Raw genomic sequence first — 15,938 nt, 5'->3', positions numbered from 1 at the left:
TGGCTGCGACCGGTCGCTGCATAAAACGCCCTGAGACGCCGGATGATCTTACCGGTACGATCGTTTTTCTTGCTTCCGACGACAGCGACTTTATAACGGGGCAGACGATCATTGTCGATGGCGGTTCGGCGCTGAACTGAGGGAAAAAACAGACCGCTACGCTCGGGCGATGGAGGGTAGAGGCACGGAAGCGAAGAATGAAGTGCTAAAGGTCTTGTGCTTCTCTGCATAGCGGCCGTCTCAGTGAGAGCAGCGAACGATTGTCCGAGTCGCACAAATGTGCGACGGTCTGGTAATTACGAGGAGGAGTTGCATGTATGGTTACGCGGGAAAGATAGCTTGCATCGATCTTACGACCGGGAAGATCGATGCAGAGGATCTGCCGGAGGATATTGCGAGGAAGTATCTCGGCGGGAAGGGTCTTGGGGCTTACCTGCTCTATACGCGGCTGAAACCTCACACCGATCCCTATGCTCCGGAAAACATCCTGATCTTTGCCGCTGGTCCCATCACCGGCACCTCCTTTCCGTGTTCAGGCAGGGGCGCCGTGATTACGAGATCGCCGCTGACAGGGACATTTCTCGATTCGTACGCCGGGGGCAGCTTCGGCCCGTGGCTCAAGCATGCCGGCTATGATGCACTCGTCATTACCGGCAAGGCACATGCTCCTGTCTATATTTTTGTAGATGACGAAGAGATCTCGATACATGAAGCGGCTCATCTCTGGGGTTTAACCACAATAGAAGCCGAAGAAAAGCTAAAAACAAAACTGCAGGTCGAAAAGGAGGGCAGGGTCAGTGTTGCCACCATCGGCCCCGCGGGCGAGAGATTAGTCCGTTTTGCCAATATTTCGAGTGAGGGAAGGCATTTCGGCCGCGGCGGCTCGGGTGCGGTCATGGGGTCTAAGAACCTGAAGGCGGTGGCATTAAGAGGCTCCAGGAAGGTCGCCGTCGCTGACCCGGAGGCACTGAAAGCGGTCAAGAAGCAAGTTTTTAAGATCCTTTCGGAGCATCCCCAGACGAAGAGAGGCGGAGCCTTTCCCGGTATCGGTACCATGAGCACAATAGATGTCACGCACACCACGGGCACGCTGCCGACCAGCAACTGGAGGGAGAACACGTTTGATCATACGGATGCCGTAAATTCGAGCGCCTTTGTCCCGTACAAGACTCAGACCCGGGGCTGCTATATGTGTCCCATAGGTTGCAGCAGGATAGTGAAGATGACGGCATTCGGGACCGAATATGAAAACGAAGGACCTGAATATGAAACAATGTATGCCTTCGGTCCGCAGTGCGGGATCGCCGACCCCGCGGTCATAAACGCTGCAGATAGACTTTGCGAGGAGTACGGGATGGATACCATCACCTGCGGCGTTACCGTCGGCTACGCTATGGAGTGCTACGAGAAAAAGCTGATCACAAGAGAGGAAACGGGCGGCATTGATGTTGCCTTCGGCAATGGCGAGGCGGTGTTAGCGCTGGTACACCTCATCGGCAAGAAGGAAGGGATTGGCGCTATTCTTTCAGAGGGCACGCGAAGAGCCTCGCAGGAAATCAAAGGCTCCTCCGGTTTCGCTATCCATGTTAAAGGACTGGAACTGCCCGGCTACGATCCCAGGGGCATGAAAGGACAGGCTCTCACGTACGCGCTCGCAGACAGAGGCGCATGTCATGTGCGGTCGAACACGCTGAGAACAGAACTCTTGATGCCGGGCGCAGACCGGTATACCTACGAGGGCAAGCCATTGATGGTGAGCGAGCTGCAGCTCACCTACGCGATCTATGATGTCCTTATCTCGTGTGCCTTCGGTGGTTTCGCGATTACGCCGCCCGATTTTGCGCGGGCAGTGGCGGCTATCACGGGATGGGCATTCACTCTGGAGGATCTGCGCATGGTGGCGCAAAGAGTATGGAATCTCACGCGCCTCTTCAATGTGAGGGAGGGCTTCGGGAGAAAAGACGATATGCTTCCTGAAAGGCTCTTTAGCGAGGCGTCTTCGAAAGGCCCCTCAAGCGGTCAGACTGTCGACAGGAAGATATTCGACAAGATGCTCGATGAATATTACGCAATTGTAGGGTGGGATGTGACTACCGGCGTACCCACAACGAAAAGGCTGGAGGAACTGGGAATTGAGAAATGAGGGAACAACGGGAGGTGGCCTCACGTGGATTGGAACGCCGAGTACGGGAAGAAGGGAAAGATTTGGGGAGACGCGCCGAGCGAGTTGGCCTGCGAGGCGGTGAAGCATCTAGGAAAGCGCTCGAGCGGCCTCGAGGGCGCTACGCTCCTTGACATAGGCTGCGGGTACGGCCGCGATTCTTTCTACCTGTCAGATCAACTCAACGTGCATGTGATCGGGATCGAGAGATCTGCTAACGGGCTTGCGCTCGTCGGTAAGGATCCGAAGAAGGACAAAGTGCGTTTTATCTGCTGTGACTTCAGCGACATAACGGAAATGCAAACCTTTGATCTGTTGTTTGCGTCAAACCTTTACCACACCATGCGACCCGGAGACAGGCTGATGTTAAGGGAAAAGGCTGCGCGGCTTCTGAAACAGGGCGGATATTTCTTCCTCAATGCGCTGTCAGTCAATGATAAAGAAGAGTATGGAAAAGGCGACATTGTCGAGGGAGAAAGCCATTCATTTGTCAAAGGGAAATATTCACATTTTTTCACAGAGAGGGAGCTCAGGCAAGATTTCGGCGCCTTCCTTGAACAGGAGTTATACGAACTTGAATATGAGGAGCACAGGAACGAAGGCAGGAACCACCATCACGTTTCCTGGATCATCATTCTAAGGAAGGCCTGCTAGATTCCTAACGTATACTATTTGGAATCGATCGCTTCAAAAACGGGTCATCCGAGATCCGCGCCCGTTCTTTACTTCGCGACCAGCACCGGGCACTTGGCTTCTTTCACCACGTTTTTTGTCACACTGCCGATGAGGAATCTTTCAATGCCTGACCTGCCAAGAGGGGCGATCACTATGAGATCGATCTTTTTCTCCTGTTGTTCCTTCAGTATTTCGTCCGACGGAAAGCCTCTTCTGACTTCGGTAATCACTTCCACTTCCTTCGCTGCGGGGAATTTTGCGAGCTGTTTCTGAAGATTTTGCTGGGCGGCAGATGTCATCCCGTTCTCCATTTGGCGCATCAGTTCGTCACTCAGGCAATAGTCAGCCGCACACTGATGCATTGCCTCATGAATCACGTGCAGGAGATAGAGCTTCGCTTTACCCTCCTTTGCGATTTCGAGAGCCTGTTTTAACGCCATGTCTGAGTGCTCGGAAAAATCGGTCGGAACGAGAATACTTTTCGCTGTCATCGGCTAAGACCCCCTCCTGAGAAAGTTTGCTCCGTTAGTGGTAAGGTAATTCGCCGGAAGGTATTTTGTCAATCGAGGCTGCTACCCGGCTTTTCGAGTGCCCGCTCCCACGCTTTTTGCTTTTTCGCTCTTAGTTCATTACTTCGTCCATCAAGAGCCCGTGCTCATTGAGAAACTCCTCGGCCTTGGCATGACCGAGCCCGGCGGCACACCTCATGTCTTCGACTGCCTGGCCGACGCTCCCGAGCACCAGATGAGACATGGCACGGTAATAGTAAACATCCCTGTTCTGCGGGTTCAAATCGAGAGCTGCGTCAAAGTCACGCTTTGCGAGCTGGTACTTGCCCAGCTTGGCGTAAGCGATTCCCCTGTTGCAGTAGAGTTCCGGCAGGTGGAGCGCCAGTTCCAGCGCTGCCCCATAATTCTCAATAGCTTCACGCGGCCTGTTGGTCTTCTGACAGAGCACACCCCGATTGTAGTAGACATGGGCGAAGCTTGGGTCGAGTTTCAGCGCTTTGTTATAATCCTCCAGCGCATCCTCGAAGTTACCAAGAAGGAACCTGGCGAGGCCCCGGTTGTAGTAAACCTCAGCAGTGTCTCCGTTCAGTTCTATCGCCCTGTTGAAGTCCTCTATGGCAAGGCCGGGCTTGTTGACCAGCCCATAGGCACTGCCGCGAACCACATAGGCCTTGTGATCTTTGGGCCGCAGTGCTATGGCCTTGTCGCAGGCTTTGATGGCCTCCTCGTAATCAGCAATGGAGCAGAGGGAGTAAGCCAGGTCTATGAAAAGTTCCTGATCGGGTACACCCAATTGGATGGCCCTGTCATAGTCCCTTATTGCTTCCCGGAAAAGACCAAGGAGTGCGTACGTGTCCGCCCGCTTGTGGTATGCCTCAGCGTTCTTGAAGCCTGCTTCAATGGCCCTTGTATAGGTCTCAACTGCTTCCATGTATTTGCCCTCCTCTCTGAGGGCGCAAGCTTTTTTGAAAATGCGTTGGCCTGCCATAGTTTTTCCTGAGGATGATGCGAAGCAAAAACTGTACCATGACAATCGAGGTTACCATGTGCCTGGCAGGGCTTTGGACCATTCGGATTTTTGTGCTGTGAGCCTATAGAGCGAAGATTCGTCTTGCCTTCTTTTCTAGTACCTATGCCCGAGGGAAAAGATTTCCATTCTGGTGGGCCAATTCTGCCCCTTGATCACGCGAACGCCCGCGTCGACACGAGGTATGCGAAAGCTGGGCCGTTCTCCGGCCTATGCTGCTGACTGAGCGGTGTGTACTGGCTACTCTTTTTGCGGGGGATGTAACGTTCTCACTTCTTCTATTTCCCGCTCGATGTCGTTTATCTCCAGTTTCATTCTGGTAATAGAAGCCATTCTTTCCGAAAGAAAGGGCGCCTCCAAGGTGAGCGGTCTTGCCATAGCATATTCGCCGTAGACATACTCACCGATCTCCGTATAAAGCTTCTGGATTTTCCTCTGAATTTTTAAGACGTCCATTCTTCGCTTGGCTATCTTAGCCTGCTTTTCCACGTTAAAGGCTATCTCGCCCGCAGTCTCCTTGAGCGTTTTCAGGCCTTCCTCAGTCTTCTTCTTCAGCTCGTCCATCAATGCCATTGTATCCCCCCTCGAAAACAGTGATCAGCGATTAGTGGCCAGCGTATAGGGCGACAAAATCCCCGTTGGAGTCGCGAGTTACGGGTTCCGTGTTAAAGGGAAAGATCGGATTACGCTGCGGCTGCACTTTTTTACCCGTAACTCTAAATTCGTAGCAAGGTTTTCGGTCACCGAACTCTGTCCGTTTATAGTATACTAATACGGCAGATGGTCCGCTTCAACGACATAGTTGAGGAGATTCTCAAGTACAATCCCCAAGCTGATGTAGACCTGCTCGAGCGGGCGTATGTCTTATCCGCGCAGGTGCACAGGGGAGCCGTCAGGCTTTCCGGAGAACCTTACCTTATTCACCCTCTTGAAGTTGCTTTCATGCTGACGAAGATGAGTCTGGATGTACCGAGCGTGGTCTCAGGCCTTCTTCACGATACCGTCGAAGATTCGTACCTTACCAAGGAGCAGCTGAAGGAGTATTTCGGGACGGAAATCGCCGAACTGGTGGACGGTGTTACCAAGATCAGCAGGATCGAGGTACAGAGTTCTGAAGAATCGCGCGCTGAAACCCTCCGCAAGATGATCCTGGCAATGAGCAAGGATATACGGGTGATCCTGATCAAGCTCGCTGATCGATATCATAATATGCAGACACTGAAATTCCTTTCTCCTGAGAAACAAAAGGAGATAGCTCGCGAGACCCTCGAAATTTACGCGCCGATTGCCCATAGGCTCGGCATTGAGTGGATGAAGGGCGAGCTGGAAGACCTTGCGTTTAAATACCTCGATTCAGATGAGTACAAAACCCTAAAAGAGAACATTGCCAAGAGGAAGAAAGAACGAGATGCTTACATCAGCGAGGTCAAGGAACTCCTCAAAAACCGGCTGGCCGAAGTCAACTTAAAGGCTGAGGTGTCAGGCCGGGCAAAAAGACTCTACAGTATTTACAGGAAGATGCTTCAGGATGACCTGAGTCTTGATGAGATTTCAGACATCACCGCATTCCGCGTGATCGTGGCTACCGTGAAAGAGTGTTACGAGGCGCTCGGCTACATACATGCGCTCTTTAAACCGATCCCCGGAAAATTCAAGGACTATATAGCGTTACCCAAAGCCAATATGTACCAGTCGCTTCACACTTCTGTCATAGGCCCCCATGGGGAGAAGATAGAGATTCAGATACGGACCCCGGAAATGCACCAGATCGCGGAAGAGGGCATTGCCGCCCATTGGAAGTACAAGGAGGGCACTGTTTTTGACCCCAAAGAGGACAGGGTTTTTGGCTGGCTGAGAAGGGTCATTGAATGGCAAAAGGAACTGAAGGACAGCAAGGAGTTCCTGGAAATATTCAAAATCGACCTTTTCCCGGATGAAGTCTACGTGTTCACGCCCAAGGGAGACGTGAGAGAGTTGCCAAAAGGGGCGACGCCTGTCGATTTCGCGTACGCGATCCATTCTGAGCTGGGGCACCGATGCGTAGGTGCGAAGGTGAACGGAAAAATGGTGCCGCTTCGAACGCGACTTCAAAGTGGCGATACGGTGGAGGTGCTCACAAACCCGACGCACAAGCCCAGCAAAGACTGGTTGAAATTTGTTGTTACCTCAAAGGCCAAAACCAAGCTCAGGCAATGGATCAAGGAAGAGCAGCGGGGACGCAGCATCGAATTAGGCAGGACGCTCATCGAGAAAGAAACGGCCAAACATGGTTTGAACTTCTCGAAAATGCTGAAATCGGGCGAACTGGAGGCGCTGGCCAAAGAATTCAGTTTCGACACGACCGATGACCTTTTTGCCGGCGTGGGCTACGGCCTGTATACAGCTCTGCAGGTGCTCGGTAAAGTGTTGCCCGAGTCTGAAAAGGTCAGCAAGATCACCAAAATCATAAGCTCGATAAAGAGGGGTAGGGGTGATGCGGTCAAGATAAAAGGAATCGACGGATTGGTGGTCAGGTTTGCCAAATGCTGCAATCCCATACCGGGTGACAATATTCTCGGCTTCATCTCGCGCGGAAGGGGGCTGACGGTTCACCTTGCCGACTGTCCCAATGTGCATGCGTATGACGATCAGCGGAAGGTGGAAGTCTCATGGCAGGATAATAAAGACTACGCTTACCCGGTGAAGCTGCGCGTGCAGGGCGGGGACAAGAAAGGCCTGCTTTCAGAGGTAACAAATATTATTTCTGCGGGTAAGGCGAATATTCTGAACGCCCAGGTGATGACCTATCCCGACCGTACGGCCACGAGCATCTTCGAGATTGAGATCGTCAACGCCGCACAGCTCCAGAAGATCGTCAAGTCGATTCAGAAAATAAAAGAGGTGAGGTCAGTCGAAAGAATGAGGAGTAACCCCTAGCTTGCCTTGGTAATAAGCCCTTTCTTGATGCACTTTGTGCAGACCTTCGCCTTCACAGTTGAACCGTTCTTGACTATTCTCACCATCTGCAGGTTGGGTAGCCATTGCCTCTTGGTCTTGTTATTCGCATGACTGACGTTATTGCCTACCTGCTTCCCTTTGCCGCATATGTCACAGACCCGTGCCATAACGATCTCCCATCATTAATTACTGCCCGAAGCACCTGCAGCCGGGCTTACGAACAGCGTGAAGGGGTAAGTTTACTAGGTAATGTGCCTAAAGTCAACAGGTTTGCGTTGCCGGGTGCACGCGGACCGCTGGCGCCCTGTTTTCCATCGAGTGAGCGCCCTCGGGATTGTTTGTGATAATATGCACAATATTTTGTTGACAAAGCCCTCGATTTAAAATACAACATTACTTAACTTGTGACTTCCGTAACACTTCCGTAGCAAGTTGTTCGGAAATAAATACAATGAGGAGGCAGGTATGGCAGAGCAAAAAACCATCACCAGCATGATGGCGGAAACCCGTACATTTCCGCCCAGCGCAGAATTCGTGGCCCAAGCTTATATAAAGAGCAGGGCAGAGTACGAGAAGCTCTACAAGCAGTCAATGGACGACCCCGAAGGCTTCTGGGGCGGCGTTGCATCAGAACTGCACTGGTTCAAGAAGTGGGATAAGATCAACGAAGAAGACTTCCAGGATGCAAAAATCAAGTGGTTCCTCAATGGCAAAACCAACATCGCATACAACTGCCTTGATTACCAGGTCGAGAAGGGAAAAGGCGATAAGGTAGCCATCATCTTCCAGGGCGAGCCTGATGAAGATGCGAAAAAATACACCTACAAGGACATGCTGAGAGAGGTCTCCAAATTTGCCAACGTCCTTAAGAAAAAAGGCGTGAAGAAGGGTGACAGGGTTGCCATCTATCTGCCCATGATCGCTGAGCTGCCTATTGCTATGCTTGCCTGCGCGAGGATTGGGGCAGTGCATACAATCGTGTTCGGCGGCTTCTCCGCAGAAGCTTTGAGAGACAGGATTATTGATGGTGGGGCAAAGATTCTGGTCACCGCTAACGGTTACTGGAGATCAGGCAAGATGGTCAGCTCGAAGGCATCTGCCGACCAGGCCCTTGACCTTTGTGAGAAGGCAGGCCACAAGGTTGAACAGGCTATCGTGGTGAAAAGACTCGACAAGTTTGATGTTCCCATGAAAGCGGGAAGAGACTCGTGGTGGCATGAAGAGATGGCTGGTGCAGATGACAAGTGTCCTGTGGAGCAGATGGATGCTGAGGATCCTCTCTTCATTCTCTACACGTCAGGGTCTACCGGCAAGCCGAAAGGTGTTATGCACACCGTAGGCGGCTACATGGTCTATACGTATCTCACCTTCAAGTGGATATTCGACTACAAGGACAAGGATATTTTCTGGTGCACCGCCGACATCGGCTGGGTAACCGGGCACTCCTACATTGTGTACGGTCCTCTCAGCAACGGCGCAACATCGATCGTCTTCGAGAGCGTTCCCACCTTTCCGCAGCCCGACAGGTTCTGGCAGATCGTCGAGAAATTCAAAGTCAGCATTTTCTACACGGCGCCGACAGCCATCAGGGCGATCATGAGGGAAGGCGATCAGTGGCCTGCAAAGAGAGACCTTTCTTCGCTGAGACTCCTTGGTTCTGTGGGCGAGCCGATTAACCCGGAAGCGTGGATATGGTACTACAAGGTGATCGGCAAGGAACGCTGCCCGATCGTGGATACCTGGTGGCAGACAGAAACGGGCGGCATCCTGATCACGCCGCTCCCCGGCGCCTGGTTCCTCAAGCCCGGTTCGGCAACACTGCCCTTCCCGGGCGTCGCGGCAGAAACGATACGGCAGGACGGAACCCCGACGGCGGTTAACGAGGGCGGCTACCTGGTTATTAAGAGATCATGGCCCGGCATCATGAGAGGCGTGTACGGTGAGCCGGACAGATTCAAACAGACGTACTTTGTGCAGTACCCGGGCGTCTATTTCACGGGTGACGGCGCAAGAAAAGACGAAGACGGCTATTTCTGGCTGATGGGACGCGTCGACGACGTGGTCAATGTGTCCGGGCACCGTATCGGCACGGCCGAGGTCGAGAGCGCGCTTGTTTCGCACAAGTCGGTTGCAGAAGCAGCAGTCGTTGGATTCCCGCACGATCTGAAGGGCGAGGATCTCTACGCATTCGTCATCCTGAAGGCCGGCTTCTCGCCGAGCGATGATCTCAAGAAAGAACTCGTCGCCCACGTGAGAAAAGAGATCGGGCCGATCGCATCCCCTGGAAAACTGCAGTTCTCCCCTGGTCTGCCCAAGACGAGGTCGGGCAAGATCATGAGAAGAATCCTGAGAAAGATCGCCTCCGGCGAGATTGACCAGTTGGGCGATACCACGACGCTGGCTGATCCGTCCGTTGTGGACGACCTGGTAAAGCACAGGCTGTAGTTTGCATACGAAGTGCATTAAAAGGGGCATCCTCGGATGCCCCTTTTTGTCTTTTGCGCCTGGATCATTTGACCGCTTCAGTGGCGCCACTCTATAATAACTAATCATTCCTGAAACGGAGGTGCTTTGAATGAAAACAGTAATTCTCTTCGGAAGCCCGCGAAAAAAAGGCAATACGCGACGGCTCGTCGATGCGTTCTCCGAAACCATGAAGAAGAACGGCCATGATGTCAGGCTTCTTAACCTGAACGACATGAATGTGCGCCCCTGCCAGGGGTGCCTCGCGTGCGCCAAGGAAGGTAAATGCAGAATCAACGACGACATGAAGGATTTGCGAAAATATATGATGGAATCGGAGCTTATTGTATATGCGACGCCGACGTACTGGTGGGGCCCCTCTTCCCAGTTGAAGCTGGTGATTGACCGCTCGATCGTTTTCTTTGACGAGAATATGGATTCGAGAATCAAAGGCAAGAAGGTTATCACCCTGATGACTTGCGCGGATAAGTCTCTTGACACGTTCAGCCCTGCCCTCGACTCGTTCAAAAGAACATTCGATGCCCTGTCGATGACCTATCTCGGGGGTGTTGAGGCTGCGGGTTGCGAAGGAATGGGGGAAGTGAGTAAGAAAGCTTTGGAACAAACGAGAAAACTGGCAGCGTCTTTAACATGAAAGAAGATACTAAAGGCCTCTCCTACTTTGTCACCAAGAAGGTGGGGAAGGCTATATGGGACTACAGGATGATTCAGGATGGCGATCGGATTTTGATCGCGGTCTCCGGGGGAAAAGACAGCCTTTCTCTTCTCAGGATCATGAAGGAACGGATGAAGTTCGTGCCGATACAGTACGAAATAATCGCGTGCCACGTGGACATGGGCTTTGAATGGATAAGAACAGATCTGTTGACCAGACACTTTGAAGACGAGGGCGTGCGCTATGTAATGACCCATCCCACGGATCCTTTGCATAAAGAGGGCGAAACCTTCGGCTGCTTCTGGTGCAGTTGGACCAGACGCAAAAGGTTCTATGCTGTGGCGAAAGAACTGGGTTGTTCCAAGATTGCCTTAGGACACCACATGGACGATATAACGGAAACGCTTCTCCTGAATCTTCTCTTCAACGGGGAGATTTGTACGATGAGGCCCTATCAGGAGATGTTCGGAGGCGAAGTAGCGTTGATCAGACCCCTGGCTTACGTGGAAGAGCAGGAGCTGGTGAGACTCGCCGAACGACTTGATCTCCCGGTCATCAAGTCTCGATGCCCTCACGCGAAGACGTCAAAGCGCAGACTCGCGAAAAGCTTGATACAGGAGGCGGAGCAGCACAGCAGGGCTGTTAAGAAAAATCTTTTCAGGAGCTTGCAGCGAGTGCGCAAGGAGTACCTGCTCGGCTATGAAAACATACCGGTGACACCGCGCTCAGGCAGGGCGAATACGAAATCTTAAGCGCCAAGCCCGAAAAAACATCGAACCTCAAATACTTACTTAGAAATGTTGGTTTTCAATTTTTGAACATTTGGATCTGTTTGGAATTTAGAAATTTGAACATTAGAGTTTGCTCTTAAAGAGGTGGCTGAACCAGAAGTTATCAGCCCAGGTGTCAACGAGCGTTAGCCTTTCTCTCAGGCGCTCAGATATTTTGTAACTCTCGCTGGCGAGGAGACCTGAAAGCAGGTAATACCTCTTCGTGTAGAAGGCTTCGAGTCGCGTTATCTCATCTATGACCGCATAGTGCATGTTGGCAACGAGGAGTTCGGCCGGAAGGCACACGAGATCCAATGCATCAGCCATGACGATGTGCATCTGTTCCGTGACGCTGTTGAGGCGCCTGTTCAAACGTGCCATCTCAATCGAAAGGTTATTGTTGTCAACAGCGCAGGCACGCATTGAGCCCAACTTGAGACAGACTATCGAGAGCAGGCCTGTACCTGTGCCCAGGTCGAGCACTGTTTCGGGTGCTGAGTGACTGAATAAATTCTGAAGGAGCAGCAGGCAGCCCTTGGTGCTTGGGTGATATCCCGAACCGAATGCCATGCCGGGATCAATGCAGATGTGCAAGCCCTCACTCTTCGACGGAGTTTCCCACGGGGGATGAAGCGTTATGTTGCCCACCTTAATCATGCGGAGCGGTGCACCCGACTCCCAGTCCTCATGCCTGATGGTCAACTCAGAACGAATGGGTATCGAAAGTTTTTCCAGGTACTGTCGCTTTGGTTGTTTGAAAAATAGAAATGAGTATCCCGATTCCTTCCAGAATCCGACATAGTCTGCATCCTTGATCCCCGCAATCTCACGACTCAGGTCTCCTTTGAACTCGTAAATGTAGATGAGATCGTACATGCCGGGACAGTCAACCGTAAGCAGTGAGCGTAAGCAGTAAACCGCTTGAAATATACTATAAATAACAGACGAGATCAGCTTCTAGCACTGCTTACTGCCTACTGCTCACTGCTCACGAGCACTTGTAACTGTTCTTTGACTTACCTCTCTCGTTGTGCTATCTAATTGCCAATGAAAGTGGCGTGGGAAGGGAAAATATACGAGGTTGATAAACCGCTGACTGCGGGTAAGCTTCTGGAAAAATTTTCGTTGAACCCTGAAGCCCATATTGTTGTGGCAAACGAGAGGCTGGTCACCGAAGACTCCAGGCTCTCTCACGAGGACAGCGTAAGAATAATCAGGGTGATATCAGGCGGATGAAGTGCAGGGTATGCGGCAAGGAAGCAAACATACGCCTGAGTGCCTACAATACAGCCCTCTGCGCTGAAGATTTCCTGGCCTTTTTTGAGAGGAGAGTTGCTCGCACCATCCAGAAGTATAAGCTGATCACGGAAGCAGATGTGCCTCTCGTAGCGGTGTCAGGGGGTAAGGACAGCCTCTCTCTCTGGTATATCCTCGACAGCGCGGGCTTCCCCGCCGACGGCATATACATCGATCTGGGTATCGACGAGTACTCACACATCTCTTTCGATAAGGCGAGGATGATGGCCGCCCGTCTGGGTAGAAAGCTCTACAGGTTTTCACTGCCCGCGCTCTTTCGCAAAGGCATCGGCGATCTTTCAAAGCTCATGAAGAGAGCGCCGTGTTCTCTGTGCGGCGTGTTGAAGAGATACCTTATGAACAAAGCGTGCCTCGATTGTGGTTACACAGTGCTTGCCACAGGCCACAATCTTGATGATGAAGCATCTGCGCTCTTCGGCAATCTTCTCTACTGGAAAGAAGAGTACCTCTTCAAGAAGGACGTCGCACTGCAGGGAAAGGGCGATTATCTCGCAAAAAAAGTGAAGCCGTTCTTCCTGTGCTCCGAGAGAGAGGCAGCAGCGTATGCCTTGCTTCGGCAAATAGATTATGTGTATGAAGAGTGCCCCTATTCGATCGGTGCGAAAAGCCTGCTCTACAAGGAGTTGCTCAACAAGATAGAAATGACCTCTCCTGCGACGAAGATCAGGTTCGTGAAAGGCTATCTCGATAGAGTGAAAGAACAGGAAGTGCGAGTCGATCCCAAAAGGTGCGCACGCTGTGGCTATCCTTCGTACACAGATATTTGCAATGTCTGCTCGCTTTTTGAGCGATTCGGGACGGGAGACGGGCTTCACGTAGAGTGTTATGGGCAGACGGGTGAAACCCCCGGGCAGGAGACTTCATTCGAGGCTGACCGCGTGTGATGAGCCTGATAGATAGTTTTACGGAACTTGTTTTTAACGTGTATGAGGCGTTCACTGTAGCCTTGCTCATCAAGCAGGAAGAGAATTTTCGCTGTTTTTCCTCGGTTACTTTTGCGAAAAGTTTTGACCGCAGTCGATCCATCCCCATCGAAAGCTCGCTTGCTGGCTGGGTGCTCAAGCATAATGAGCCTCTCATCATCCCCAACTTTGACAAGGACGAATCGACCCTTGGATACTATGGATCCGAGGAAGGCATAAAATCGTTTATGGCGTACCCCCTGAGCGCCCAGGGGGTCATCGTGGTGGACAGCAAAAAGCGCTACGTCTTCACCGATAAGGAAAAGAAGCTTCTTGGCCATTTCGTGACGATGATAGGAAAGGAACTGGAGAGGGAAAAGAGGTTGCAGGAACTTGAAGACAAGAACGAGGAACTTTCCATCGAGCGCAGGATTATCCGGTTCCTTCTGTCAACTGATCCTTCGGGAGTACTGCTCGAAGAGATACTGGACGAATGCCTCGCGCTGTGCCGTGCGGATTTCGCCTTTATCGGCCTGGAACGGAACGGCAAACTTGTGGTTGTCGACTGCGCAGGGAGTCAAGCCGCGAGCCTCCGGCGAAAGGAATGCCCGGTGACAGGGACCATCGCTTCCATGGTGCTGCAGGGAAAGAAGGAGCTTCTCCTTCCGCATGCGAGCGGTTACCTCAGGGAAAAACCACTCCTTTCAGCGGATGAAGATATGAAGGCAAAGCAATTCTTCGGGTTTCCCCTTCTCTTCGATGAAGAGGCATTCGGTCTTACCGGTTTTGCGACGCTCTCGGATGTGGTTTTAAGGGATAGCGTCATAGGCCTGCTGAGAGACATCTCTTCGCTACTGTCGCTCTATTTTATCCGGACGTGGACGAAGGGAACTCTCGAGAGAGGAAGGCACGTTGATCCGGTAACAGGTGCGCTGCTTTTTGCCTCATTCTTCAAGAGCGCTGAGGCGTGGATCGAAGAGCGAAAGGATTTCTCACTGGTCTCTGTGAATGTGCCGGGTTTCCATCACTACAACCGGATGCTCGGCGTAGAGGCTGCCGAGAGGGTGCTCAGGAGAATAGCGCAGAGCGTCAAGGAGTGTCTGGGCAAGGCAGCGCTTGTGACGAGGGACGGGGGAAGCCATTTCTACGCTGTCACCCGGGACCCTCACGCGCTGGAGCCGGAAAACCTTGCACGCGTGCTCAACTATACGATCCAGAGTGCTATGGCAGACAGCAGGATTGAACCAAAAGGGGCTTTGCAGATAGGCGTGGTCGAGTTTCCGGGAGATGGCTTGGACCTCTGGGGACTGCTTGACCGGGCGGATGAAAGAGGAGAACGACACTCTTATACCAATAAGGGGGCACACGTATGAGTTTTATTTCAAAGCTGATGAGCATGGTTTCTTCATTCTCTACACATTGCGCCATGGACCTCGGTACGGCCAACACGCTGATCTACCTCAAGGGAGAAGGTATCGTCCTGAACGAACCGTCTGTCGTCGCGCTCGAGAGGGACACCGGTAGAGTCATTGCCGTGGGGCGGGAGGCAAAGGAGTTCATTGGTAAGACCCCTCAGCACATCAGCGCTATACGGCCGCTGAAAGACGGCGTGATCGCCGACTTCGATGTGGCCAAAGCGATGATAAAGTATTTTCTGAATGTGGTCAAAGAAACCAGGAAGATTTCCAAGCCGAAGATGGTGGTCTGCGTACCGTCCGGAATCACGCAGGTCGAGAAAAAAGCGGTTGTCGATGCCTGTTTCCAGGTAGGCATCCGGGATATTCATCTTATCGAAGAGCCGATGGCGGCTGCGATCGGGGCCAGCCTGCCCATCGAGCTTCCGAAAGGTAACATGGTGTGTGATATCGGGGGTGGCACCACCGAGGTGGCCATCATCAGCCTTTCTGCGAATGCATATAGCGAGTCCCTGCGCGTCGCCGGTGATGAAATGGATGAAGCGATTGTGAGGCACCTCCAGAAAAAGTATCAGGTTGCGGTGGGTGTGAACGCTGCGGAGAGAATCAAAATGGAGGTCGGGTCTGCGTATCCGGGTAGTGCTTCCGGAACGACAAACGTGGTGGGCAAGGACCTTGTCAATGGTGTTCCCAAAACCATAGCGGTTACAGCCGACGACGTGAGGGAAGCTATAGAAGAACCAGTGGAGGCGATCATTGACTCGGTGAAAAGAGCGCTGGAGAAACTTCCCCCGGAGCTGGTGTCAGACCTGCAAGATTCGGGATTGGTCTTGACCGGCGGTGGCGCGCTTCTCAGAGGACTGGATAAGAGGATATCTGAACGCACAAGCCTTGTGGTTCACGTGCCGGAGGACCCCCTGATCTGCGTGGTGATGGGAAGCGGCAGGGCGTTGGAAGAGATACAGAGGTACAAAAAGGTGTTTATTAATTAGTCGTGCACGGGAGCCGGGCTGGCTTAACCCAAGGTACTAACCGGTTGTTCCTACAAAAAATAGCCTTCGGATCGGTTGACTTTTTTTATGGGGC

At 52.3% G+C, this 15,938-nt stretch carries 15 protein-coding genes; 10 read left to right on the top strand and 5 right to left on the bottom strand.

The window, feature by feature from the left end; genetic code table 11:
- The first annotated feature begins 313 nt into the window (after window positions 1-313).
- Together VMT71_00695 and VMT71_00690 are read left to right on the top strand one after the other, a co-directional pair.
- Complete coding sequence (locus tag VMT71_00695; GenBank protein HVN22457.1) at window positions 314-2,143, top strand: aldehyde ferredoxin oxidoreductase family protein; 1,830 nt, start codon at window positions 314-316, stop codon at window positions 2,141-2,143.
- A gap of 24 nt (window positions 2,144-2,167) precedes the next feature.
- Window positions 2,168-2,815, top strand: coding sequence for a class I SAM-dependent methyltransferase (locus VMT71_00690; GenBank protein HVN22456.1), 648 nt, complete (start codon window positions 2,168-2,170; stop codon window positions 2,813-2,815).
- A 68-nt stretch (window positions 2,816-2,883) separates the two neighbouring features.
- Here the strand turns inward: VMT71_00690 and VMT71_00685 are convergent, their stop codons facing one another.
- The 3 genes from VMT71_00685 to VMT71_00675 form a co-directional block, all read right to left on the bottom strand.
- Window positions 2,884-3,327, bottom strand: a complete 444-nt coding sequence (locus VMT71_00685; GenBank protein HVN22455.1) for a universal stress protein — start codon at window positions 3,325-3,327, stop codon at window positions 2,884-2,886.
- Between the two features lie 130 nt (window positions 3,328-3,457).
- On the bottom strand, window positions 3,458-4,333 hold the full coding sequence (locus VMT71_00680; GenBank protein HVN22454.1) for a tetratricopeptide repeat protein: 876 nt from the start codon (window positions 4,331-4,333) through the stop codon (window positions 3,458-3,460).
- 279 nt (window positions 4,334-4,612) lie between these two features.
- Complete coding sequence (locus VMT71_00675; protein ID HVN22453.1) at window positions 4,613-4,945, bottom strand: hypothetical protein; 333 nt, start codon at window positions 4,943-4,945, stop codon at window positions 4,613-4,615.
- A 207-nt stretch (window positions 4,946-5,152) separates the two neighbouring features.
- On the opposite strand from VMT71_00675, the gene VMT71_00670 reads away from it, so the two are divergent.
- Entirely contained in the window at window positions 5,153-7,288 is a 2,136-nt protein-coding gene (locus VMT71_00670; GenBank protein HVN22452.1) for a bifunctional (p)ppGpp synthetase/guanosine-3',5'-bis(diphosphate) 3'-pyrophosphohydrolase, read from the top strand.
- On the opposite strand, the gene rpmB is transcribed toward VMT71_00670, so the two are convergent.
- Window positions 7,285-7,476, bottom strand: a complete 192-nt coding sequence (gene rpmB, locus VMT71_00665) for a 50S ribosomal protein L28 (protein ID HVN22451.1) — start codon at window positions 7,474-7,476, stop codon at window positions 7,285-7,287. The genes VMT71_00670 and rpmB overlap by 4 nt on opposite strands.
- Window positions 7,477-7,774: 298 nt before the next feature.
- On the opposite strand from rpmB, the gene acs reads away from it, so the two are divergent.
- From acs to VMT71_00650, 3 genes are all read left to right on the top strand, one after another.
- Entirely contained in the window at window positions 7,775-9,754 is a 1,980-nt protein-coding gene (gene acs, locus VMT71_00660; GenBank protein HVN22450.1) for an acetate--CoA ligase, read from the top strand.
- Window positions 9,755-9,884: 130 nt separating this feature from the next.
- Entirely contained in the window at window positions 9,885-10,427 is a 543-nt protein-coding gene (locus VMT71_00655) for a flavodoxin family protein (GenBank protein HVN22449.1), read from the top strand.
- Window positions 10,424-11,200 (top strand): ATP-binding protein, encoded by a 777-nt coding sequence (locus VMT71_00650; protein HVN22448.1) that lies wholly within the window; start codon window positions 10,424-10,426, stop codon window positions 11,198-11,200. Before VMT71_00655 ends, VMT71_00650 begins: the two co-directional genes overlap by 4 nt.
- Before the next feature lie 102 nt (window positions 11,201-11,302).
- Here the strand turns inward: VMT71_00650 and VMT71_00645 are convergent, their stop codons facing one another.
- Window positions 11,303-12,094, bottom strand: coding sequence for a 50S ribosomal protein L11 methyltransferase (locus VMT71_00645; protein HVN22447.1), 792 nt, complete (start codon window positions 12,092-12,094; stop codon window positions 11,303-11,305).
- Window positions 12,095-12,265: 171 nt separating this feature from the next.
- On the opposite strand from VMT71_00645, the gene VMT71_00640 reads away from it, so the two are divergent.
- The 4 genes from VMT71_00640 to VMT71_00625 are packed head-to-tail and all read left to right on the top strand — an operon-like array spanning window position 12,266 to window position 15,844.
- Complete coding sequence (locus VMT71_00640) at window positions 12,266-12,454, top strand: MoaD/ThiS family protein (protein ID HVN22446.1); 189 nt, start codon at window positions 12,266-12,268, stop codon at window positions 12,452-12,454.
- The gene (locus VMT71_00635; protein ID HVN22445.1) at window positions 12,451-13,419 is read left to right on the top strand and encodes a TIGR00269 family protein; all 969 of its coding nucleotides are present in this window, start codon (window positions 12,451-12,453) and stop codon (window positions 13,417-13,419) included. Before VMT71_00640 ends, VMT71_00635 begins: the two co-directional genes overlap by 4 nt.
- Window positions 13,419-14,810 carry a GAF domain-containing protein gene (locus tag VMT71_00630; GenBank protein ID HVN22444.1) on the top strand — a complete coding sequence of 464 codons (1,392 nt, stop codon included), beginning with the start codon at window positions 13,419-13,421 and terminating at the stop codon, window positions 14,808-14,810. Before VMT71_00635 ends, VMT71_00630 begins: the two co-directional genes overlap by 1 nt.
- Window positions 14,807-15,844: a rod shape-determining protein gene (locus VMT71_00625; protein ID HVN22443.1), complete on the top strand. Its 1,038-nt coding sequence runs from the start codon at window positions 14,807-14,809 to the stop codon at window positions 15,842-15,844. Before VMT71_00630 ends, VMT71_00625 begins: the two co-directional genes overlap by 4 nt.
- The last annotated feature ends 94 nt before the right edge of the window (window positions 15,845-15,938 follow it).

It is taken from the genome of Syntrophorhabdales bacterium (genome assembly GCA_035541455.1).
Taxonomy (GTDB): domain Bacteria; phylum Desulfobacterota; class Syntrophorhabdia; order Syntrophorhabdales; family WCHB1-27; genus JADGQN01.
The sequence above is the reverse complement of the archived record's forward strand: the minus strand, read 5'-3'. Positions and strand labels throughout refer to the sequence as shown.